General features: G+C 67.6%; 1 protein-coding gene. It reads right to left on the bottom strand.

From position 1 onward, the window contains the following. The coding region (locus PU683_RS22275; RefSeq protein WP_277174678.1) for an Ldh family oxidoreductase at positions 1–259 on the bottom strand (259 nt) is incomplete at both ends.

Below are 259 nucleotides of genomic sequence, written 5' to 3'. Positions count from 1 at the left end.
CGTTACGGGCCTCGATCTCCCCCGGATAGAAGACCTCCTCGAAGCCCTCCGCCAGCGGCACGGCCTTTATGTCGGCGATCAGCCGATCCATGCGGGCGTCGAACTCCGCGAGCGGCTGGATCCGGGCGATGTCGATCGCGATCATCAGCTGCCCCGCTCCGCTGCGGTGCCCCGCTTGGTAGGGGCCGGTCACGCTCGGACCGAAGGCGCTCCCCGTGAGCACGCCCGAGAGCATGTCCATCATCAACGCGATGGCGTA

This window comes from Candidatus Kosakonia sp. 282A-S69 (assembly GCF_029433855.1).
Lineage (GTDB): Bacteria > Pseudomonadota > Gammaproteobacteria > Enterobacterales > Enterobacteriaceae > Kosakonia > Kosakonia cowanii_A.
The sequence above is the reverse complement of the archived record's forward strand: the minus strand, read 5'-3'. Positions and strand labels throughout refer to the sequence as shown.